The following is a 19,597-nucleotide window of genomic DNA, read 5'->3' on the forward strand; positions in this document are numbered from 1 at the left end:
GCGCAAGGCAATGCGCGAGACTCGACGGGCCTCCAGAGTAGCGGGCACACCCGCCGGTCTGCAAATCACTCTTTCGGCGTAGCATATAACCTGGCGGTTATGTCGAATAAGGGAAAACGCGGATGTCGAACGTCGATCCAATCGAACGCTTCTTTCGGTCCGGACTCAAGCTGCCGCATCTGCGCATCCTCGTCGCGCTCGCGGACCTGGGTCAGGTGACGCGAGTGGCCAATGCGTTTCACGTGACGCAGCCGGCCATTTCCAAGCAGATCGCGGAGATCGAGGGGGCGATCGGGGTGGCCGTCGTCACCCGCAGCGGCAACAAGCTGGAGCTGACGGCAATCGGCAAGGTCATCGTCGCGTGCGGACGGGACGTGCTGCGTCATCTGGAGCTGGCGCGACGCGACGTTAGCGCGCTTGCGGCCGGCACGGGCGGCCACGTGCGCGTGGGTGCGGTCGTGACTGTTCCCGATCCGCTCGTGGCCAACGCCGTCGAGCTGTTTCTGAGGCGCGCTCCGGCCGCCTCGTTCTCATTCGTCGAGGCCACGCTCGACCGGCTGCTCAAGATGCTCGAAGACGGCGACCTGGACGTCGCGGTGGGCCGCAACCGGATCACGAGCACGCTCGTTCCCGTGAAGCACGAGACGTTGCTGCGCGATCCGTTCGTATTCGTGGCCGGGGCGGCTCACCCGCTCGGCGCGCCGGATCGGCAGCCCGGCTGGGCCGATCTGCGCGAATGCCGGTGGATCACGCCGCAACGCGGATCGCCGGCTTATACGACGCTGATCGCAACGCTCGATGCGCAAGGCGTCGTGCCTGCGGCGAGCAGCGTCGAATCGAGCTCGCTCGCGCTCAACCTGGCGCTGCTCCAACGCGGCGATTTCGTCTCCATCCTGCCGATCTCGATCGCGCGAAGCCACGCCATACGCGCCAACATGCGGGTATTGCCGCTGCCGGCGATCGAGCAGCTCGGTGAGGTCATCGCGCACTCGCGTGCGGATGTCAGCGGACCCGCCACGGAGTTGTTCGTGCAATGCCTCGTCGAGGCGTCGGGCGAGTTGCACGGCGACTGACGCGCCGTACGACATTGCGGCCCGCCGGCGGTGTTGTGCGCCCCACCCCTATGGACGCACATCAAAGTTTGGGAGAAATTTTGGTCGAACGGCCGTTGTCACCGTTGAAGTCCGAAGCATGAGGTCCACTCAAAGTCTGCGGCAGCGACCGCGATCTCTGAACCTGCCCCGATTGCAGATCCGCAAAGTCTGCAGGGTAGCCTGCAGACAAGGCTTCCGAAGCGATACTGAAAAAGGGCCACATCTGAGCCATGCTGCGCTGCATTAAAAAAGGGAGCGATCATTCGGGCAAGTTTGCTGCAGCCGGAGCCCCCCACCCGGTTCACTCCGAACGGCACTCCCAGACAAATCGACTCTTCCACCACAGTGGTCCGACTCCGACCTGACAGTTGTGAGTGGCATCACCTTCGACGGCGCTCATCAATTCGATTCCGCGGATCCGCTCTCTCTGTTCCCTGTTAAACCTACTTCTCCGCAACCCAGCTCTCCGGAGAGCTTCCTCGCAGTCGCCCAGCCGTTGTTCCGATGCCAAGTTGGCAAGCCAAGATATCACCCGCTCAAGATAGGCCAGACGCGATTCAACGAGTTCGGCCAATACAGGTTCAAATGATCTGTTCCGGTCCAATGCGCGAAGGAAACCTGCTCGCTCGAGAATGGCTCTCCGAGTTGCCATCATCGGGGGCTCGACCGATATTAGTCCACGCCACGCCTCGCGGATCTGGTCTGCACTCGGTTCCTTCCGCCGAACCGCCCCTTTCGTCCGCCCTGGTGACCGGTGGCTCCGATTGAATGCGAGCAGCCACTCCTGGTCATTTTTCAGTAGCGCCTTATGAACGGCTGGATCGGCTTCAGCCGCCGCAGTGATCCGCCTCTCAGGGGGAGCGTTTTTAACCAACCGGCGCCACGCCGCACGCAACTTCCTGAGTTCTCCATATTGAATATTGCCTACCCTTTCACGGTACGCCCAACGATAAGACAGACGTAACTTCCGTGCCGCGGACCATACGGTTTGTCCTCCAGCAATCAACGCGCGATACCGTTCCCGGTAGCGATCGCCATAAGCAATCGGAACGAGTCGTGCGGCATCACATTGAGCTGTGTTCGACACTCGGTATGATACCCCGCACGTACACGCGAGCTTCCATTTGTCTCCTCGCGTCGAGACAGCTTCAAGGACGTCAGCACTTCGATGTAGCACCCCCATACATGAGTATGCCTCCCAGAGTGGTGTCACGGCTTGTCGTCCTGCACCTTGAGACTGTTGGGACCCAAGGCGCTAATAACCGCATGGGCACCTTGGACGCACTTTGCAATGGCGCTTCGGTCTTGCAGGTCGCCGACAACGATTTCTACCCTTCCCGCGAACGATGCGAGTTTCTTTGGGTCGCGCGTATAGACCGACAGGTTGTAGCCCCGCGTCAAGGCCTCCTCGATGATGTGCCTTCCGGTCGGCCCGGTCGCACCGAACAGCGCAATGGTTTTTATCCCGGCCATGGATGTCACGCTGCCTTCGCCAACAAGGCTTTGATGGCCGTTTCGGTGTTGGCGATGGCGGCCTTCGCCGCATCGGGACCCAACACCGTCCCTTCGACACGCACCACTTCAACGTCGGTCAGGCCGATGAAACCGAGCAGGTGCAGCAGATAGTTGGTCTGGAAGTCGAACGGTGCCCAGGCACCCTCCGAGAACACGCCGCCGGCAGCGGTAACGAGATAGACCTTTTTGCCGGTCAGCAGCCCCTTCGGCCCAGTCTCGCCGTAGCCGAAGGTGACGCGCGGCCAGGTGACGTGATCGAACCACGCCTTGAGCTGCGAGGACGGACCGAAGTTGATCATGCCCGAACCGAGCACGATCACGTCGGCGAGCTTCAACTCGTCGACCAGCTCTTGCGCGACCTTCACTGCCTCGACCTGTTCCGGCGTGCGATCTTCGGGCGACGTGATCCGGCCCTGGATGTAGGCCGGCGTGATGTGCGGCGGCGGATTCGCGGTCAGGTCGCGCACGGTCAGCGGGCCGCCCGAACGGGTCTGGATGGCTTCGGCGATTTCGGTGGCGAAACGGGTGGACAGGCTGTCAGCCCGGCGCGGGCTGGAGGTAACAAGCAGGGTGTGGCTCATGACGACTCCTAGATATAAAATAAGAACTAAGTCAGATATTGATTCTGACTTACCTATGCATACGAAGGATGGTATGGTTCCTACCGCTTCCCCACAAGAAGGCACACGCATGTCACTTAGTCACACCGTGCTACCCGTCGATATGCCTGCACCTGACGCTGGCGGCTGCCTGGCAACCCGCGAAATCCTGGATCGCATCGGCGACAAGTGGAGCCTCTACATTGTCGCTACGTTGGCCAATGGTCCGCGACGCTTCAATGAATTGAAACGTGGCATCGACGGCATTTCCCAGCGGATGCTGACACTGACCTTGCGCGGACTGGAACGCGACGGACTGATAACGCGAACGATGTATCCAACAATTCCTCCGCGTGTCGATTACGAACTCACTGACATGGGAAGAACTCTGTTGAAGCCTGTCATGGCGTTGGTCAACTGGGCGAGCGAGAATCAAGTTGCCATTGCCGAGGCGCATAAACGTTTTGACGAGGAGCCGGAGCCGGATCAGGTCCTGATTCAAGGCGTCGTCTACCAGCGTCGATAAACGAGCCTGGGCTGTAGGCTTGTGCAAACACAGCGACGAAATCCAACTGACGGCTTGCGCTGGAACCTGTCCCATTGCCGATCTCTCTTGGGTGTGCAGGCGCTGCATTTTCCGATCTATCCGACCAGGAGTCGGCCATGGCCGATCAAGAAAGTCGCATGGCATGACTTGGATGTCCGTTCCCTGAGCCAAACGGGACGCCTCAACGTCACGCCGTCGACGCAGACCGATGACGCTTCATGGCCGGCTACCGACTCATGAGGCGAGCACAAGCGCTGCGGTGGCGGAACGGCTCAGTGCGACCCGTTTTGGTCGTTCTTAGATCGGTCCGCAACGTCCGCTTCCGTATGCATTGAGGACGTTATTTGGATTCCTCGAACTCGAAGTCCTCGTGTGACAACCCTGCAACGACATAACATTCTTCGTCGATGATGAAGTCAAATGTGTGTATCAAGGTTCGGCCGAGATCGGGGGGCTCACCACCGCTTTGCAGCGCGTCCCTCAATTCGCCTAGCCCCTTCAAGTTATCCGGGTTGTAGAAGAAAACCTTTCGTTTCATCGTAGGAGAGTTTTCATCCATACCTACCGGCAGCGATCCGATTCGCTTTAAAAGGATGTCTCCATAGCTGATTTTCTCTCGGCCCGCGCACCACTCCACTATCTTTGCGACTGTCGATTCCTTCAGGCGAGCCGGCCGCGGATCGCTACCATCCTTCGTTATCTCGACCTCAACGCCTCGGCCATACACGACATACTTCCCGATCTGGATCGCGGGGTCGAAGTACCGAAGAAGTTCCACCGGCCCCAACTGCATGTGCGTGCACATGTCGTGAACGGCGCAATAGAACTTGAACAAACTGTCTGGCCCATACGGCATCGACGACGGATAGCACGCAGAGGTTATTTGATCGCTATGAAGGCAATCCTCAAACGGCTGCCCATTGTGATAAATCACGCCCTGCCCCAGCACGCAGACATAGTTCGGCCAAAGAGATGGCGGCGTATTAGACTCCCATTCGCGCAGGTTTTCGATAAGCGAATCAAGAGAATTCTTGCCCAAGGCATACGCAAAGATGACCCCGAATGGCTTCGGTCGCTCGCGGGTCATTACCCAAGCGTTTCCCAGCGACTGCGAAACGTTGCCCCTCGGGGCCATCGCCTTGAAGTGCTTCACCTTTTCCAGTGCGTCGATGAACTCAGCTTTAGACAGCGCAGACTTGACCTCGATAATTCCGTAGACGCAGTCGATCGGGTAGACCTGAGTGCTCTCGTCGTATATCAACGCCACGCCATTGAACTTGTCATACACGATGAGATCGCACTGCCGGGACGTATCGCGCGCACGACCTACGATCTCGCCAGCGCCAAGCCCGTATTTAGGCGGCAACCGTCCTTCACTCAAAAACTTCTTCAGAATATTTTCGCGCACCGTTCCGCGAGACCCGTTGTGCTCAATTTCTGCTGCCGCTTCGAAATCGACGCGCATTTTCTCGCCGATCTTCTGGAATAGATTCTTCGTGTTCATGTGTCAGTGAGTGTTCGATGGAGATCCATGCTGCATCGTCCGTTACGCATCGAATCGAAGCAACTTCAATGTCAGCCCTACCGATCTGCGGCCGGCGCGGCGGGTTGTGCGGGTTCTGCTGGCTTGGCCGCTGTCGTATCCTCGGCTGCAGCCCGCACGTAGTCAGGATCGGCCGCAGTCCACGCCTTTTTCACTTCCTCGCCGACGGCATTGACCTCGGCTTCGGTCAGGTCGCTGAAGTTGTGCATCTCGGAACCTGCGCGCATCAGCAGGTCAGCAGCAATGAGCAGCAGCATGCCTAGGACCGGCTCTTCGGGCGGCACGCAATACACGAGTTCAGTCAATCGCCCGCGGCCCGCGTGACGCGCCATGAGGCTTGTAACACTCGTGTGCACCATCGAGCAGAGAATGCGGTATTGCACGTAGGCGTCGCCGAGCTTGGCGAGCTTCAGCCGCTCTTCGACGTACAGCTTGCCTACGCCTGCCTCGCGCAGTTCCTTGCGCACAGGCTCGTCGCGGTCTCTCTTCTCGCGCAGAAACTCGGACATGTGCGGCGGCACGTTCTCGAGGCCCATAGCGTCGTCGTAGAGCGCCACATTGCTGCGCGCGTCGTCGTAGTGCAGTTGGCTCAAGTAGTTCGGGTCCTTCGCCAGATTCACGAGGTCCGCCACACCTTCGAGCATCGAACGTATCGGACCGGCCGCGTGAGTCCCGAGCCCATTGTCGATAAGGCACATCGCCGAACGGAACTGCTCGAAGATCGTCAGCGTCAGGCACGCACACATTCGCGCTTCGCCCGAGTCCGATATGTTCGCCCGCCCTAAGAGGTCCTCGAAGCCGGCGAGGATCGTCAGCGCCGCGGCGCGCTTGGATGCAATGTCCGTCATGCGAAGCCTCCCGTGGGTTGGCTAGGTGATTCCCCGTGTCGCGTATCTCCAAGCGGGCGCATGCAGCACGCGCCCCCCTTCACTCGCGCGGTCCCTGACAAGCTCCCTGAGCAGCGCCCCGCGCGCCAAGCTGGCGAGCTCATTGGCTAGATAGTTCAGGCCCTCAGTCATGGATCTGCGTGTCGGTCCCAGTGATTTTACGCAGCCACGCGGCCAATTGCTGTGATCAGCCGACAGGCTATCGGCGGGGGCTGCCTGGGTGGCCGATTTCGAGGCCACATCGGACATTGCTTTCACTGGATCGAATGTCCCATTGTGGCCGGCTAGCGCCCGACGACCAAGCGTGGCGATCGCCGCGGGCACGGATTCTCATGCAAAACGCATAAAGCGACCCGAAGCGGTCGGCCGCCGCTCTGGCATGAACGTCGGTTGGGGTCCCACTACCCGACAGATGAACAGATTCGCCCGCAGTTTTGCACCGTGTCCCGCGCTACGCGCAACGAGCTCTCGAAACTGGAGGCGCGATCGGCTGAGCACGGTCTCGGGAAGAGGTCAAACGGCTCCACACTGCGGAGCAGGGATCGCGCAATTCGTCTGCTACCATTGGGGGAGCCTTGCCAGATACAGCGACTGAGCGGTCTTCGCGCAGACTCGCTGTACCTGAAACTAGCGAACTGAGGGCAGAATTGCGGCGGGAGCGAGGTCGAGTTCTCTCGCGTAAGCGTCCAGATGCTCTCCCACGTGGGCCTTCAACATCTCGACGAACCGTTTGATTTTTGCGTCGACGAACTGTCGAGATGGGTAGACCGCATAGACGTTGCGCACCTGCGTGTGATACCCGGGCAGTATGCGAACGAGTGCGCCGCTGCGCAGGTCATCCATCGCTGAGAACGCCGCGAGGAGGCCGATACCCGCGCCATCTCGAAGGGCTTGTGACATCGAATCCATATCGTTGACGCTGAAATGTGGGCCGGTTGGGCGGAAGGTAGCGTCGCCAGCCGCGCTCTGGAGATGCCACTCGTCGGGCGCATAATCGACTGTCCCGAGCAGAACGCAGTGATGGTCGATAAGGTCTTCCGGGCACGTCGGTGCCGGATGGGCTGCCAGATACTCGGGCGATGCTGCGAGGATGCAATGGCTGGTGCCTATGTTCTGGCTGACGTAGGCTGAGTCGGGTAGCGTTCGTGTAATCACGATACCGACGTCGAGTTGCTCTTCGAGCAGATTCGGCATGCGCTGGGACAGCAGGAGGTCGACCGACACCTCCGGATACGAGTTGCGGTACGCCATGACGGCGCGAGTCACCAGATTGCGCCCAAGCCCGGGCACCGAGTGGACGCGCAACGTGCCGCGCGGCTCCAGCAGAGCGTCCCGCGCCTCGGCCTCCGCATGCTCCACGTCGGTCAAGATGGCCACGCACCGGTCGTAGAACCGCCGTCCCGCATCGGTGATGACCAGACGGCGCGTCGAGCGCTGTATGAGCCGGGTGTCCAGCGACTCCTCGAGTACCGAAACCGCGCGCGAGATGTTCCCTACTGTCGTGTCCAGATGGTTCGCGACCGCAGTGAAGCTCCCCATTTCGACGACTTTTGCAAAAACTGACATGTTATATAACTTGTCCATCCCACCTGTCCCGTTCGTCTGATTTCACTGAATCCGCGCCCGCGCTGCACGGGCGTACGGCCATCATAGGCGAGCGCCGCCTTGCGTGTCGGTAAGCGTAACCGGTCGGAGCGCGCGGATTTTCCCTCTCACGGAAAGAATCATTCTTTCTGCCCTGGCTAAAACCGGTTGCGCTTCCCGCCTAGACTGCGTTCCGCAGGCAGACATTGACGGAAAGCCGAAAGCCAGGACCGCTTCCTCCAGTTTCGCCAGGGTCGGCAACGTCAGGATGAATTCATTTGTCGGTCTGGGCATTAACCATTATTAATTCGAATTACTAACCATATTGAGGTTGTGAAAATGAATGCCGACTACGACTCCCTCTATCTTTTCATCAACGGAGAGTGGATTGCTGCCAGTGAACGCGACACTGCCCCGGTCGTCAATCCCGCTACGCTGCAGGAATTGGGCCGCGTGCCGCTTGCAACGGCAGCTGACCTCGACCTGGCGTTGCGTACGGCAAAGCGCGCGTTCGACGTATGGCGCAATACGGCGCCGGCGGAGCGCGCACGTATTCTTAAAGCCGGCGCGGACCTGATTCGTGAGCGCGCCACTCACATTGCCGAACTGCTGACGCTCGAAGAGGGCAAGCCGCTTGCCGAAAGCCGGGACGAAGTACTGCGTGCAGCCGAATACTTCGAATGGTTCGGGGAAGAAGCGCGCCGTATCGACGGTCGCGTTGTGCCGTCGAACCGTCCTCGTGTGCAGCAACTGGTTAAGAAGCAGGCCATCGGACCAGTCGCCGCCTTTACGCCGTGGAATTTTCCGGCTATCACGCCTGCCCGGAAGCTCTCGGCGGCGCTGGCCGCTGGCTGTAGCGTCATCATCAAGCCGGGCGAGGAAAGCCCCGCGACGGCCCTCGCTCTCGCCCGCGCACTCGACGACGCAGGTTTGCCCAAGGGCGTGCTGCAGGTCGTCTTCGGCGTACCCGACGAGGTGTCGAAGACGCTGATTGCGTCGCCGATCATCCGCAAGGTGACGTTCACGGGCTCAGTTCCCATCGGCCGACTGCTTGCCGCGCGGGCCGCCGAAGGCGTGAAGCCGATTACGCTGGAACTTGGCGGTCACGGCCCCGTGCTCGTCTTCAAAGACGCAGACGTCGAACGGGCCGCCGTCGAAGGCGCGGCGAACCGCTTTCGCGGCACCGGCCAGGTCTGCATCTCGTCAACACGCTTCCTGATTCAGCGCGAAGTCTACGACGAGTTCGTTGGCCACTTCGTGTCCGCTACCCAGGCGCTCAGGGTGGGCGACGGCATGCAGCCCGGCACGCAGGTCGGCCCGCTCGCAAATCCTCGGCAGATTGCAAAGATGGAAGAACTCGTCGCGGATGCGGTGGCGCGCGGCGCAAAGGTGCTGGCAGGCGGCCAGCGCATCGCGGGGGACGGTTACTTCTTCGAACCGACCGTGCTCGCCGACGTGCCGATGGACGCCCGCGTGATGCACGAGGAGCCTTTCGGTCCCATCGCGGTGCTGATGCGTTTCGACCAGCTGGAAGACGGTCTTGCCGAAGCGAACCGCCTGCCGTACGGCCTCTCGGCCTATGCGTTCACGAACAACGCACGCACCGCCCTCGCCGTGGGCGACGGGCTGGAAGCCGGGATGATTGGCATTAACCAGTACCGCATCGTCTCCACTGAGCTTCCGTTCGGCGGGCTCAAGGAAAGCGGAATCGGCTCCGAAGGTGGCGCCGAAGGCATCGAGTTCTATCTCGCCAACAAGTTCATCAGCCAAATCTGAGGAGCGCCACATCATGTCAAAAACCAATTTCGACAGCCCGCGTGAAGCCGCGCGGGCATTCACGCCGAAGCTCGCCGCACTCGTCGATGACGTGCTGTTTCCGCAGGTCTGGGCCGACCCGGCGCTTTCGCCGCGAGACAGAAGCCTCGTGACCGTCGCCGCCCTGATTGTTGGTGGCCACCACCACGACGAGCTTCCCGCGCATCTGCGCCGTGCTGTGAGCAATGGCGTCACGCGGGAAGAACTCGCAGCAACCATTACCCACCTCTCGTTCTACGCAGGATTTCCGGCCGCTATCTCGGCTTCCGCCGCCGCGCAATCGACGCTTGGCGATGTACAGGCATAACAGGACACGCAATCATGAAAGCCATCACCTTCAACGAATTCGGCGATGCCGATGTGCTCAAACTCGCCGACGTTCCCGACCCGGAACTGCGCCCCGACGACCTTTTGGTCCGTGTACATGCAGCAGGCGTGAACCGCGCTGACGTCACGCATCGACGCGGCGGATACGGACGGCCGAACTTCGGCGACTCGACCATCATGGGGCTGGAAATCGCGGGCGAGGTGCTGGAGGTCGGCGCGTCGGTCGAAGGCTATAAGGTTGGCGACCGCGTGATGGGGGTGGTCGGTGGCGGCGCGTACGCTGAAATTGCTCGCATCGACTGGCGCATGGCGATGCCGATTCCTGAGCAGCTCGACTACGTGCACGCGGCTGCCATCCCTGAAGTATTCGTCACGGCGCATGAAGCGATGATGCATCTCGGACGGCTTCAGCAGGGCGATTCCGTGCTCATTCATGCGGCGGCGGGCGGCGTTGGTTCCGCCGCGGTCCAGCTCGCATACGCGACCAGCGCGACTGTATTTGCGACTGCCGAGGCGACGAAGCTCGAACGTGTTGTTCAACTCGGCGCCGACCATGTCATTGACTACCGCGCGCAGGATTTTGCGGCTGTCGTCGCCCAGAAGACTGGTGGGCGGGGCGTCGATGTTGTGATTGATTTCGTCGGGGAGCCGTATTTCGCACGCAATATCGCTTCCCTCGCGCACGGGGGGCGTCTTGTGCAAGTTGGGATTCTGGGTGGCGGCGGCCAGGTGAGTGTCGACCTGGAGACTCTTCTGTACCACCACATCCAGATTATCGGCACGGTCATGAAGTCACGCGCCCAGGCTGAAAAGCACGCGATGGTCCGGCGTTTCGGTGAACGTTGGCTCAGCCGCTTCTCTGGTGGCCACCGCCTCGAGCCCGTTGTCGACAGTACGTTTCCTCTGGCGCGCGCGGCCGACGCCCATCGCCGCATGGAATCGGCGGGGAATGTGGGGAAAATTATCCTGACGACGAGTTAAGCGGCGGCGACAGGCTGTCGGATACGCTCCGACCTGGATGGCTGAAACTGGTTGAGTTTCGGCCACCTATCGCTGCCGATTGAGTGTCCCATCCTGGCCGGCCAGCGTCCGCCGACCGAGCGGGGTGATCGTCGCAGAGGCGGCCGCTCATGCAACGGGCATAAAGCGACCCGCTGCCGTCATTCAGGGCGCTGCGGGAACAGCGGCAGCTCTCGAAAGTGAAGCGGTCGTTCACCGGGGCAAGCGTAAGCGAATATGCTCACTCGCCTGGTTACCGGTCCGAAAGGCTATAGCCGACGTGAAAACGACGATTCGACTGCCACAGTAGACGCTACCTTACGTCGTATTTATGCTGTGCATCCCTGACTTGCTCCCAGTTTTCCTTGGCCCAATCAACCAGTCCTTGAGTAGGTGCCAGCAGGCTCTTTCCAAGATCCGTCATCTCATACTCGACGCGCGGCGGCACCTCAGGAAACAGCTCACGAATTACCAGACCGTCACGTTCGAGATTCTTCAGGGTCGAAGAGAGCATCCGTTGCGAAATTCCCGGAACCGCACGTTCGAGTACGGAGAATCGAGCGCGCCCGCCGAGAAGGTCGAGCGAAAGCACGACGAAGATCGTCCACTTGTCGCCAATCTTCGTTAGCAGTTCCCGAACCGCCATCGGGTCGGAGCTTCTGCAGATCGCTGCAGGGTCCAGTTGGCTGGCTTTGCTCGGCTTCTTCATAACTTACCTCAATGTTAGTGACTGAAACTAAAGTGCCTTCTTCCTTGAGGCTAGCTTCCGATTTATATTCAACTCTCATTCTGTAAGCAACATACCAAAGAGAGCAAGGAGCCTGGCATGCCGAAATCGAAATATGCTGTCTACGGGGCTGCTGCCCCTTACTTCAATCTGGTTCGAGGAGCGCTCGATAACCTTGTCGATGGGGAGCACTTCTTTGACATCGTTGCCGACGACGTCATTTACGAGGTTCTCTATGAACTGGGTTGGCCCCGCATCATCAAAGGACGAACCGACCTGATGGCCGCGTTCAGAGGCTACGTCGACAACATCGCGCTTCAGTCTGCCGACAAGTTGATTAGCCACAAGACAGACGATGGCCGCGTCATCGAATACGAGATCCATGGAACCATCCTCGCGACAGGCGTGAAATATGACAATCGGTTCTGCTCAATCATCAAGATAAAAAACCGAAAGATCACGCATTGGAGAGACTACATGGACTCCCATGCAGCCTGGAATGCTATGAGCGGGAAAAAATAGGAGCGAACAATATGAAGCAAATTTTGATGATTGAGGTGAGCCCGAGAGGGAAGGACTCGGCTAGTCGAGCGGTCGCCGATACGCTCGCAACACGGCTCATCGAATTCTATCCGTCGGCAAAGCTCATACGCCGCGACCTGGCCGCCGAGCGTCTCCCTCATCTGGACGAAATCACGCTGCCGGCTATCTCGACGAAGGACCCGGCCGAGGCGGATAGTCTGAAGGATGCGGCCTGCCAATCGGATGAACTAACCGACGAGCTTCTGGAATCCGACCTACTCGTTATCGCAACGCCGATGTGGAATTTCGGTATTCCCTCCGCCCTCAAAGCATGGATCGATTTGGTCGTTCGCCCGGACAGGACCTTCCAATACTCGGATGGTGGCGTCCTCGGTTTGGCAAAAGGCAAGAGAGCCATTCTGGTTCTGGCCTCAGGGGGCGTCTTTACCGAAGGCCCGTGGCGCTCCTGGGATTTTGTCGAGCCTTATCTTCACCAAATCCTTGGCTTCATTGGCATCGTGGATGTGCGGACTGTTAGAGTTGAGGGGATGAATATACCGCACCTGGCTACTAACGCCGTACCGAAGGCAAGCAAGGCTGTCATGGAGCTTCTTCTATAGATACTCTTTCCCGTCAATGAAACTGAAGGTTATGCATAAACGAACGATGGGTGCTGCCAGATTACCTCGTTCGCAGAGCGCTCCCGGTTGACGGGTCGTCAGTTCGCGCCGGACGACAAGCTCAGTTCACGGGCCGCGTCGTAGGCAAAGCAGACGCCTGAGTATCCGCACTACACCGCGACCGAATGGCCCTTCGTGGCCGGCTAGCGCCAGACGACCAAGCGTGGCGATCGCCGCAGGCACGGACTCTCACGCAAAAGGCATAAAGCGACCCCAAGCCGCCATACGCGCTCAAGACGCGAAGGACCGCTCTGGTTCGGGTATGGGACGCTCGGGTTGGGCCGCAAGATCGCCTGACCATTTAGCGGCTATCCGACATCAAGTCCGTGATGGCATGCCCTTGCGCTGTGCTTGCCCTGCGCTTGCTCCGACACCTTCCCGCAGCCATTGAATCAGCTCAAGTACTTCCGGCCTTCGTTCCTGCTTTGCCGTGACGATGTAATTCGCGAGCGGGCTCGCGACCGTGCGCCGGTCTAACCGGACGAGTTTGCTTTGCCGTAGCCACGCTGTTGCAAGTGGTAGACGGGCCAACGCGATACCCAATCCTGATTCTGCGGCAGACAGAACCAACGTGTAATCCTCGAAACGTCGGTCGTGCGCCCGTCCCTTGAGTGAGACCTGGCCTTGGAACCAGGTACGCCAGCCCGTCAGGTCCGAATCGTGGAGCAGAGGATGCGCCAGTATCCCGCCAGGTCCAGTTGTCTTGAGTTTTGCGGCGACGCCAGGATGCGCCACAGGGGTAAGTGTTTCCGGCAATAACAATTCGGCATGCAGGCCTGGCCAATGCCCTCGGCCATAGCGGATCGCGAGGTCAGCTTCTCCACCGGAAATGTCTGCATTGCGTGAACCGACGTCGAGCTGAATCTTCGGTGAATGCGGGCCGGCTTCGAGGTCGGCAAGTCGCTCGAAAAGCCAAAGCTGTGCGAACGACGACACTACGCTCATGCGTACCAGCCTTGCGTTTTGGCGCGTACGCCATTGGTCGGCGGCGCCATCGATGATGTCGAATGCCTGCACCACCTGTCCGACAAAGCGCTGCCCGTCTGGTGTGAGCATAACCCCGCGACCGTGTCGTTCGAAAAGCGGCACGCCGAGCCAGTTTTCTACAGCGGCAATGCGCCGGCTGATCGCCCCATGCGTGATGCCGCTGGCCGTAGCTGCTGCACTGAATGATCCTGCATGAGCGACCAGACAGACGGTTTCGAGGTTAGCAAGCGGCGGCCGAGCTTTCTGGATGTGCTTCAAATTCACACCTCGCTATCGAACTGTGCGCTAGCTTATCAGACAGTCTGGCCCCCACAATATGGTCTTCCAGTTCCTTTTCTGGCCTGTGGAGGCTCCATGAATATCTCATCGGCTCTCATCGCCATCCTCATGGCACTTTTGCTTGGCGCGATAAGCCCCGGGCCAAGCTTCGTTCTGGTTGTCAGAAATTCGCTCGGTTTGTCGCGTCGGGACGGGCTTGCCACCGCAATGGGAATGGGTGTCGGCGGAGTGTGCTTCAGCGGAGTTGCACTGGCCGGACTTTATACGCTTTTGAACAGCGTGGAATGGCTATATGGCGGACTCAAGATGGCTGGCGGCGCCTACCTGCTCTATCTCGCTCTGAGAATCTGGCGCGGATCATCGTCGTCGATTGTGATTGACCGGACTCGGCCCGAGGCGGCGCCGAGTCCAGGCCGATCGTTCTGGACGGGGTTGAGCACCCAGTTGACCAACCCCAAGACAGCGATTGTCTATGGCAGCATCTTCGCGGCGTTATTGCCTCAGCATCCGCCTTCGTGGTGCTACATCGCGTTGCCGCCGCTCGTCTTTGCCGTAGAGGCCGGGTGGTACGCCACCGTCGCGGTATGTTTTTCGGGTCGTGGTCTTCGACACAGGTACCTGAAAGCAAAGATCTGGATCGACCGCTGCGCTTCGGCAGCGATCGCCGTGCTCGGATTGCGCTTGATACTCACCGCGTATAGAGGGACCGATGTCTTGCACTGAGGCAAGCACGAGAATGTGCGGCTGACAGATGTGCGTCTGCTTTCCGCATCTAAGCGGCCGCCGGACATCGAAGAGCCCGCGGCGGAAGCTGGCCGTGAGTACGCGTTCAACCACTCGCCGGAAAGCCGCCATTGAAGATTACAGCGTCACCTCTGTGGAGCGTCCACGGAACTGGTGCTCTCGGCCAGTTGCAGTCACTGGCCCGTCCCGCAAAACCGCCATTTAAACGGCGGGTTCGCATCCCAAACCTGCCAATCGCCTACGTGTGCATCGCGGAACCGGACGGGCCGCATACGACGACCACTATTTATTCCCTGCGCGAGACGATTTCGACCGCAACGCCGAAGTTTCAACTTCTCCTGCAAGCATCGCAATGGTGACCATCTCGAATTTTTTCAGCAGGACAGCCTCGGCTTCGAGAAGCGTCGCCGAAAGATGGGCATTCACAGCTTGTTCGACAAGACAATCCGGATGATCCTCCGAAACAAGCTGCGAGAAAAGCGAAGGTTCGCCGACCGCACGGTAGACGTCCAGTAGCGTGATGTTTTCGAGGGGTTCGGCCAGCACCCAACCGCCTCCGTGCCCTTTCTCCGAAGTGACGTATCCAATATCGCGCAGACCGCTGAACAAACGTCTCACGACGACGGCGTTCGTGCACAGCATTTCACCGAGCGCTTCGGAGGTGAGCGGACCATCCGCATGCTTCATGTGAATCAACGCGTGCAAGACGCGAGACATGCGGCTATCGGTCTTCATCGTGGGCGCCCATCTCAAGAAACTTTTCAAGTTGCATAAGAGTTTAACATGGCGCTATCATGAAACTCACGATGTTACGTGATGATCTGGAGAGGGAACGTATGGACGAGCACTACGATGTCATCGTGATCGGCGGCAGCTTCGCCGGTCTTTCAGCCGCAATGCAGCTGGCGCGCGCGCGACGGCGTGTGCTTGTGCTCGATAGTAGAAGGCCACGCAATCGATTCACATCACACGCTCATGGTTTTCTCGGGCAGGATGGCAAGGCGCCCGGCGAGATCATCGATGAGGCGACGGCGCAACTCTCGGCGTATCCGACGGCGCACGTCGCGACAGGCGAAGCACGCACGGCGGAGCGTGTTGATGATCGCTTCATCGTCACGCAAAGCAGTGGGAGCACCGCAAGCGCGGATCGATTGATCCTTGCGACGGGCGTTCGAGACGAACTGCCCTCTCTCCCCGGCCTGGATGAACGGTGGGGTATCAGCGCGCTGCATTGTCCGTATTGTCACGGTTACGAAGTCGCGGACAAACGGCTCGGCGTCCTGGCAACGCATTCACTATCGATTCATCAGGCGATGCTCGTTCCTGACTGGGGACCGACAACCTGGTTTACGCAAGGCATAGTCGAGCCATCGCCCGAAGAGACTGCGTTGCTCGAAGCCCGCAATGTGCGGATCGAACGGGCGCCAGTCGTGGAAGTGCTTGGCGACGTACCCAACATGACAGGGTTGCGTCTCGCCGACGGCCGCGCCATCGAAATCGATGCACTGTTTGTGGGGCCGCGCACCCAGATGGCAAGTCCGCTCGCAAAGCAGCTCGGATGCGAGTTCGACGAAGGTCCGATAGGTCCCGTTATCCGCGTGGACGACTGGAAGCAGACCACCGTTCCGGGAGTGTTTGCCGCTGGCGATGCGGCGAGCGCATGGTCCAACGCGACGTTCGCCTCGGCGGCCGGCGTTGCAGCGGGCGTTGCAGCACATCGCTCGCTCATTTTTGGCTTGTAAGCGATCGTGGAGGTGGCCGCGCCGTGGCAGCGGGCGCTAACGCGTCGAGTACATCAAACGGCTATCCGCGAGGCTCGCATTCGTCCGAGGTTGCCACGGGGCGGTTCGATCGATCATTCCTGCGCCTTGGTTCTTCCCACGAGCAGGTAAAGGCCATTGAGGCCGGAAGCCGAACGGCCGCTTCACGGTCGGAAATCGCCATTCAACCAGACGTGTGTCGAGTGACTCGGAAGGGTCGGTTATGCCAGTTGCATGCGGGCGTGGGTCGGGGACGAGCGCCACGTTCGGTCATGGGACGCAGTCCGGCCAGGTTGAGACATACGGCTGCGCTACGTGTACGGCCACGATCTGCTCCGAAACGGACGATCGCTGATGCTCGATCATTCCGATACGGGACCTTGGTCGCCGGGCTCGGAAGAACCAATGGGTCGTGCTTCCTGCAACGTGCACGTCGGTCGGGAAAAATCGCAACCGCCCGTTTCCACCTCGCGATTGCTATGCTCACGGATTAGCTGGTTGCGGCACTGGTACGTTCGAGGAGAAGGTTCAGCGGTAGGGCTCAGACGTTGATCTCGTTGCGACTCATTTCCCCACGCAGCCAGATGGCAGCCTTGCCGGATTCGGCCGCAGTATTCCAGATGAGGTCAGTGCCTACCGTCCAATCCGTAAAGGGGTAGGCCTCCAGCCGTAGCTCGACGAGTTCCCCCGACTCGAGCTCGTTGGCGATTAGTCGCTTAGGCAGCGTTACCCATCCAATCCCGTCCTTGGCCGCTTCCAGTAGCATCAGATAGCTTTCCACAAACCAGCAGCGCGGCGCCTTCAGGTATTCACCAGTCGGCAATTGCCGGCCATGTTTCACAACGATCTGTCGGTAGTCGCTGAGTCGCGCAAAACTGATGCCGTTCGATCTTGCAAGAGGATGGTCGCGATGCACGGCGTGGGTCAGATTGATATTGCCCAGCCGGCGAAATGCGATTTCCTTAGGGTAGTGTGTCTGTGCAAACGTGAGCCCAAGCATCACTTCACAGCGCTGCACGGCGCGCAAAATGTCGTCTTGCGATGGATGCCGGATTTCGAGCTCAAGATCGGGAAACGTGACCTCGAAACGCCGCAGCGTGCTCGCGATCGCAGCATATGGAATGGCATCGTCGACCGCGATCACGAGGCGCGGCTCGACATTCATGTTCAGATTGTTGGCGCGGTCCTGTAGCGACATGCAGTGCAGCAGCACCGCCTCAGCCTCGCACATCAGCGCCTGGCCTTCGGTGGTCAGCACCGGATACCGGCCCGACCGGTCGAATAGTGTCACCCCCAGATCGACTTCCAGATTGATCACCGCCGTACTAACGGCCGACTGCGCTTTGCCCAGGTGGCGCGCCGCTGCGGAAAAGGAGCGTTCCTGCGCTGTTGTGACGAAAGCCTCGAGTTGTTCAAAAGAAAAGCGCATTTCGCCCCTATCTAGAAATCAGATAGATCCCGATTTTACGGATATTTTTTCAACCGCCAAGCTGTGATTGGCATGACGGCGAGAGCTGATTGTGCCATGCACGGGAGCAAATCAGCCCGGCATCTGTCCATTTCTGGTGGAGACAACCCCATGAACCTCCAGCCGCACCCCGTGGACCAACGCTTGCCGTTCGGTCTACTTGCCGTCCTCGGATTCCAGCACGTGCTGGTGATGTACTCGGCGTGCATCGTGGTCCCACTCATTCTTGGGTCCGTACTGCATCTGCCCAAAGAACAGCTTGCTGTCATCATCAACGCCGACCTGATGGCGGCAGGGCTGGCATCGCTGGTGCAGTCACTTGGTCTGGGCATTTTCGGCATGCGCATGCCGGTGATGATGGGCGTTACGTTCACGGCCGTGACACCAATGATTGCCATCGCCACCGTACCGGGCTTAGGGTTGCCTGGCGTGTACGGCGCCATCATCGTCTCGGGCATTTTTGGCATCCTGTTCGCACCGGTGATCGGCAAGTTGCTACGATTCTTTCCGCCGGTCGTCACCGGCACGGTATTGCTTGTGATTGGAATCAGCCTGATGCGCGTCGGTATCGACTGGTCGGCGGGAGGCCAGCCGGTCATGGCCGATGGCTCTCCCAATCCTCACTACGGCAGCCCGCTGTATCTGGCGGTTTCTCTAGGTGAACTGGTGTTGATTCTCGCCATCAACCGCTTCGCAAAGGGTTTTCTCGCCAACATCGCTGTGCTGCTCGGCGTGCTGGCTGCGTTTTGTGCTGCGCTGGCACTGGGCGAAGTGCACCTGCATGGACTCGCACAAGCGCCATGGTTCGCCATGATCCAGCCGTTCCAATTCGGTCTGCCAAAATTCGATCCGGTCGCGATCGTATCGATGTGTCTCGTCATGCTGGTGACGCTTGTTGAGTCGACGGGCATGTTTCTCGCACTCGGGAACATCGTCGGGCGTCCGACCACGCGCCAACGCCTGGTCCGCGGCCTGATGGCCGATGGACTGGGGGCCGTCATTGGCGGCGTAATGAACGCTTTTCCGTACACCTCCTTCTCGCAAAACATTGGTCTTGTCACCATGACCGGCGTCAAGAGCCGCTTCGTCTGCGCCACTGGCGCTGCGATTCTGGTGGCGATGGGGTTGTTCCCCAAACTGGCGTTCATCGTCGCGTCTACGCCGGAATTCGTGCTTGGCGCGGCTGCAATGGTGATGTTCGGCATGGTGGCCATGATGGGGGTGCGGATTCTGTCCACCATCGACTTCGAGCGGCAACATCACAACCTTGTGATTGTCGCCATCAGCGTAGGAGTCGGCATGATTCCGATGGTATCCACCACCTATTTCAACCACTTGCCGGCATGGAGCCGCGTGTTCACCGATAGTGGCATCGTTCTGTCCGTATTGTCGGCTATGTTGCTCAACCTGTTTTTCAATGGCTCTGGAAAATCAGAAGACGTCGAAGCCCAGATCGAGCGCGGTGCTCACATGGCGGACGTCTGATCGCACGTCACCGTATTCATTCACAAGAAGGACCA

Annotated in this window: 20 protein-coding genes; 10 read left to right on the plus strand and 10 right to left on the minus strand. The window is 59.6% G+C overall.

Annotated features, from left to right (window positions below):
* The first annotated feature begins 122 nt into the window (after nucleotides 1-122).
* Complete coding sequence (locus tag BHE01S_RS05940) at nucleotides 123-1,073, plus strand: LysR family transcriptional regulator (protein ID WP_042261614.1); 951 nt, start codon at nucleotides 123-125, stop codon at nucleotides 1,071-1,073.
* Nucleotides 1,074-1,395: 322 nt separating this feature from the next.
* Here the strand turns inward: BHE01S_RS05940 and BHE01S_RS39755 are convergent, their stop codons facing one another.
* The 3 genes from BHE01S_RS39755 to BHE01S_RS05950 are packed head-to-tail and all read right to left on the minus strand — an operon-like array spanning nucleotide 1,396 to nucleotide 3,190.
* A complete protein-coding gene (locus BHE01S_RS39755; protein WP_407669472.1) occupies nucleotides 1,396-2,277 on the minus strand; it encodes a TnsD family Tn7-like transposition protein in 882 nt (293 codons plus the stop codon).
* A 26-nt stretch (nucleotides 2,278-2,303) separates the two neighbouring features.
* Nucleotides 2,304-2,567 (minus strand): NAD(P)-dependent oxidoreductase, encoded by a 264-nt coding sequence (locus BHE01S_RS05945; RefSeq protein WP_042262089.1) that lies wholly within the window; start codon nucleotides 2,565-2,567, stop codon nucleotides 2,304-2,306.
* 5 nt (nucleotides 2,568-2,572) lie between these two features.
* Nucleotides 2,573-3,190: an FMN-dependent NADH-azoreductase gene (locus BHE01S_RS05950; RefSeq protein ID WP_042261615.1), complete on the minus strand. Its 618-nt coding sequence runs from the start codon at nucleotides 3,188-3,190 to the stop codon at nucleotides 2,573-2,575.
* Between the two features lie 109 nt (nucleotides 3,191-3,299).
* On the opposite strand from BHE01S_RS05950, the gene BHE01S_RS05955 reads away from it, so the two are divergent.
* Nucleotides 3,300-3,734 carry a winged helix-turn-helix transcriptional regulator gene (locus tag BHE01S_RS05955; RefSeq protein ID WP_042261616.1) on the plus strand — a complete coding sequence of 145 codons (435 nt, stop codon included), beginning with the start codon at nucleotides 3,300-3,302 and terminating at the stop codon, nucleotides 3,732-3,734.
* Nucleotides 3,735-4,095: 361 nt separating this feature from the next.
* On the opposite strand, the gene BHE01S_RS05960 is transcribed toward BHE01S_RS05955, so the two are convergent.
* From BHE01S_RS05960 to BHE01S_RS05970, 3 genes are all read right to left on the minus strand, one after another.
* Nucleotides 4,096-5,259, minus strand: a complete 1,164-nt coding sequence (locus tag BHE01S_RS05960) for a DUF6602 domain-containing protein (RefSeq protein WP_042261617.1) — start codon at nucleotides 5,257-5,259, stop codon at nucleotides 4,096-4,098.
* 77 nt (nucleotides 5,260-5,336) lie between these two features.
* Entirely contained in the window at nucleotides 5,337-6,146 is an 810-nt protein-coding gene (locus tag BHE01S_RS05965; protein WP_042261619.1) for a DUF5677 domain-containing protein, read from the minus strand.
* 666 nt (nucleotides 6,147-6,812) lie between these two features.
* Complete coding sequence (locus tag BHE01S_RS05970) at nucleotides 6,813-7,769, minus strand: LysR family transcriptional regulator (RefSeq protein WP_042261622.1); 957 nt, start codon at nucleotides 7,767-7,769, stop codon at nucleotides 6,813-6,815.
* A gap of 339 nt (nucleotides 7,770-8,108) precedes the next feature.
* Between BHE01S_RS05970 and BHE01S_RS05975 the strand changes: the two genes are divergently transcribed.
* The 3 genes from BHE01S_RS05975 to BHE01S_RS05985 are packed head-to-tail and all read left to right on the plus strand — an operon-like array spanning nucleotide 8,109 to nucleotide 10,892.
* The gene (locus BHE01S_RS05975; protein ID WP_042261624.1) at nucleotides 8,109-9,545 is read left to right on the plus strand and encodes an NAD-dependent succinate-semialdehyde dehydrogenase; all 1,437 of its coding nucleotides are present in this window, start codon (nucleotides 8,109-8,111) and stop codon (nucleotides 9,543-9,545) included.
* 13 nt (nucleotides 9,546-9,558) lie between these two features.
* On the plus strand, nucleotides 9,559-9,891 hold the full coding sequence (locus tag BHE01S_RS05980) for a carboxymuconolactone decarboxylase family protein (RefSeq protein WP_042261625.1): 333 nt from the start codon (nucleotides 9,559-9,561) through the stop codon (nucleotides 9,889-9,891).
* Between the two features lie 14 nt (nucleotides 9,892-9,905).
* Nucleotides 9,906-10,892, plus strand: a complete 987-nt coding sequence (locus BHE01S_RS05985; RefSeq protein WP_042261628.1) for an NAD(P)H-quinone oxidoreductase — start codon at nucleotides 9,906-9,908, stop codon at nucleotides 10,890-10,892.
* Nucleotides 10,893-11,223: 331 nt separating this feature from the next.
* Here the strand turns inward: BHE01S_RS05985 and BHE01S_RS05990 are convergent, their stop codons facing one another.
* Nucleotides 11,224-11,619, minus strand: a complete 396-nt coding sequence (locus BHE01S_RS05990; RefSeq protein WP_084068597.1) for a winged helix-turn-helix transcriptional regulator — start codon at nucleotides 11,617-11,619, stop codon at nucleotides 11,224-11,226.
* Nucleotides 11,620-11,736: 117 nt separating this feature from the next.
* Between BHE01S_RS05990 and BHE01S_RS05995 the strand changes: the two genes are divergently transcribed.
* Both BHE01S_RS05995 and BHE01S_RS06000 read left to right on the plus strand, forming a co-directional pair.
* Nucleotides 11,737-12,159, plus strand: coding sequence for a nuclear transport factor 2 family protein (locus BHE01S_RS05995; protein ID WP_042261629.1), 423 nt, complete (start codon nucleotides 11,737-11,739; stop codon nucleotides 12,157-12,159).
* Between the two features lie 11 nt (nucleotides 12,160-12,170).
* Entirely contained in the window at nucleotides 12,171-12,779 is a 609-nt protein-coding gene (locus BHE01S_RS06000; protein ID WP_042261631.1) for an FMN-dependent NADH-azoreductase, read from the plus strand.
* Between the two features lie 378 nt (nucleotides 12,780-13,157).
* Here BHE01S_RS06000 and BHE01S_RS36525 read toward each other — a convergent pair whose 3' ends face one another.
* Nucleotides 13,158-14,084, minus strand: coding sequence for a LysR substrate-binding domain-containing protein (locus tag BHE01S_RS36525; protein ID WP_245639650.1), 927 nt, complete (start codon nucleotides 14,082-14,084; stop codon nucleotides 13,158-13,160).
* A gap of 96 nt (nucleotides 14,085-14,180) precedes the next feature.
* Here BHE01S_RS36525 and BHE01S_RS06005 point away from each other — a divergent pair, with 96 nt between their 5' ends.
* Nucleotides 14,181-14,828 (plus strand): LysE family translocator, encoded by a 648-nt coding sequence (locus tag BHE01S_RS06005; RefSeq protein ID WP_042261633.1) that lies wholly within the window; start codon nucleotides 14,181-14,183, stop codon nucleotides 14,826-14,828.
* 303 nt (nucleotides 14,829-15,131) lie between these two features.
* On the opposite strand, the gene BHE01S_RS06010 is transcribed toward BHE01S_RS06005, so the two are convergent.
* Nucleotides 15,132-15,584, minus strand: a complete 453-nt coding sequence (locus tag BHE01S_RS06010; RefSeq protein WP_042261635.1) for an Rrf2 family transcriptional regulator — start codon at nucleotides 15,582-15,584, stop codon at nucleotides 15,132-15,134.
* A 101-nt stretch (nucleotides 15,585-15,685) separates the two neighbouring features.
* Between BHE01S_RS06010 and BHE01S_RS06015 the strand changes: the two genes are divergently transcribed.
* Complete coding sequence (locus BHE01S_RS06015) at nucleotides 15,686-16,591, plus strand: NAD(P)/FAD-dependent oxidoreductase (protein WP_042261637.1); 906 nt, start codon at nucleotides 15,686-15,688, stop codon at nucleotides 16,589-16,591.
* A 559-nt stretch (nucleotides 16,592-17,150) separates the two neighbouring features.
* On the opposite strand, the gene BHE01S_RS06020 is transcribed toward BHE01S_RS06015, so the two are convergent.
* Entirely contained in the window at nucleotides 17,151-18,038 is an 888-nt protein-coding gene (locus BHE01S_RS06020) for a LysR family transcriptional regulator (RefSeq protein ID WP_042261638.1), read from the minus strand.
* A gap of 150 nt (nucleotides 18,039-18,188) precedes the next feature.
* On the opposite strand from BHE01S_RS06020, the gene BHE01S_RS06025 reads away from it, so the two are divergent.
* Nucleotides 18,189-19,562, plus strand: a complete 1,374-nt coding sequence (locus BHE01S_RS06025; RefSeq protein ID WP_042261640.1) for a nucleobase:cation symporter-2 family protein — start codon at nucleotides 18,189-18,191, stop codon at nucleotides 19,560-19,562.
* Nucleotides 19,563-19,597: the final 35 nt, after the last annotated feature.

The organism is Paraburkholderia heleia NBRC 101817, from assembly GCF_000739775.1.
Classification (GTDB): Bacteria; Pseudomonadota; Gammaproteobacteria; order Burkholderiales; family Burkholderiaceae; genus Paraburkholderia; species Paraburkholderia heleia.